This window comes from Bradyrhizobium sp. 142 (genome assembly GCF_023074015.1).
GTDB lineage: Bacteria > Pseudomonadota > Alphaproteobacteria > Rhizobiales > Xanthobacteraceae > Bradyrhizobium.
Genome location: NZ_JADPKQ010000121.1, coordinates 1 through 1622, shown reverse-complemented (window position 1 = coordinate 1622; position 1622 = coordinate 1). Strand labels below are relative to the sequence as shown.

Genomic DNA, 1622 nt, shown 5'->3' with positions numbered 1-1622 from the left:
CTGTCGGGTCGGAGGAGGCGCGCTCGATTGCTCTTGCGCTGGCCTCCGTCCGCCGCACAAACTGGACGTGCAGTTTTCCCGCATCCAGCTTTCATGAACGGGCTCTCGCGGCCTGAAGCGAAGGTATCAGTGAGACCAGCCCTACCAGCTTGAACTCTGTGCGCAGCCGTCTGGTCGGATATTCCTTCCAGGCTGCGTTTCGCCACCGCTTGGCGCGGTGCGACCAGAGCCTTCGGATGATCCACCCATCCAGCTGATGGAAGCGCTTTCTGACATGGGAGCGACAGTAGTAGTTTCCCCATCCTCGGATGATCGGGTTGATCGTCTTGATCAATTCGCCCAGACGCAGAGGTATACGCCTCCTGGTCAAGGCCCTGATCTGATCCTTGAATCGGTCCACCGACTTCTGTGTGGGAATGGCATAGAGGTTCTGCCGGTTCAGTTTGGATTTGATCCGGTCGCGGGTCAGCTTATATCGAGCTTTCCCACGCTGGATTTTAAATCCTAGGAACTCGAAGCCATGCGCGATGTGAACGATCCGGGTTTTCTCCCGGTTGAGCGTCACACCAAGCGTTTCGAGAATCCTTCCTGCTCGCGCCAAGGCGTGTTCCGCCTCCGCTCGAGTCCGACAGGTCACAACCCAGTCATCCGCCCAGCGTGTGAGCCGGTACCCTTTCTGCCTCATCTCCTTGTCAAAGGGAGTCAGCAGGATATTGCTCAACAAAGGTGAGATGACTCCCCCTTGCGGGGTCCCCCGTGGAGTCTCGAACCGCTGACCCTTTGCCTCGTAGCCCGCCTTCAGCATCTGTTGAATGAGCGTCAACACGCCGCTGTCGGCGATTTGCTTTCCGAGGAGAGCCATGAGTTTCTCGTGATCCACGGACCCAAAGTAGTCTTTCAGGTCCGCATCCACGATCCACTCGTTTCCAGCCTCCACTTCGCGCCAGATTTTGGCCAGGGCATCGGCGGTCTTGCGACCCTTGCGATACCCAAAGCTGCTCGGATCAAAGACCTTCTCAAAGATCGGCTCCAGGCGATTGACCAGCGCCTGCTGGCAGACCCGGTCGTAGACCGAAGGTATGCCGAGAGGTCGTGTCTTGCCCGGAGCCCCTCTTTTCGGGATCTCCAATCGTCGCACGGCTTGCGGCCGATAGGTCTTCTCTCGGAGCTCGCGATGGAGCCGCTCCAGATTCGCATCCAGGTCGGCCTCAAATTCTCCGATCGTCACCCCATCTGTGCCGCCTGCACCCTGATTGGCGCGAACGCGCTCCCACGCAAGCTTCAAGTTCTTGCGTGAGTAGACTTTGTCCACCAGAGAGTGGACCTTCTGCTTCTGACCTTCGAGCACCAGATGATCGGACAGTCTCCTGGAAGCGTGACGTTCGGGTTTTTCACAAAGGGAACTTTCCATCTTCACGCTCCTTTCTCATCCATCTCGACGTATCCTGGCTCGATCCGTTCACGAACGTCCTTCCCCGGACCACTCTCGATCCGCCGTTTCCGGTCACGCGAGTTATTCGTCTCGCGCTTCAGGTACTATTACGTTCTCCGACTCCTGGCGGTGCATCGCTTCCCATTTCGCGTTCGCTTATAGGGTCGCTTACCTGGTTTAAAACCTTGGA

General features: G+C 57.6%; 1 protein-coding gene. It reads right to left on the bottom strand.

Features of this window, described 5'->3' with window-relative positions:
* Window positions 1–91 precede the first annotated feature (91 nt).
* Window positions 92–1411 (bottom strand): group II intron reverse transcriptase/maturase, encoded by a 1320-nt coding sequence (ltrA, locus tag IVA82_RS12375; RefSeq protein WP_247387733.1) that lies wholly within the window; start codon window positions 1409–1411, stop codon window positions 92–94.
* Window positions 1412–1622: the final 211 nt, after the last annotated feature.

Coding starts and splice junctions, on each gene's coding strand:
- ltrA (WP_247387733.1), bottom strand. CDS start 1,411: ATGGAAAGTTCCCTTTGTGAAAAACCCGAACGTCACGCTTCCAGGAGA.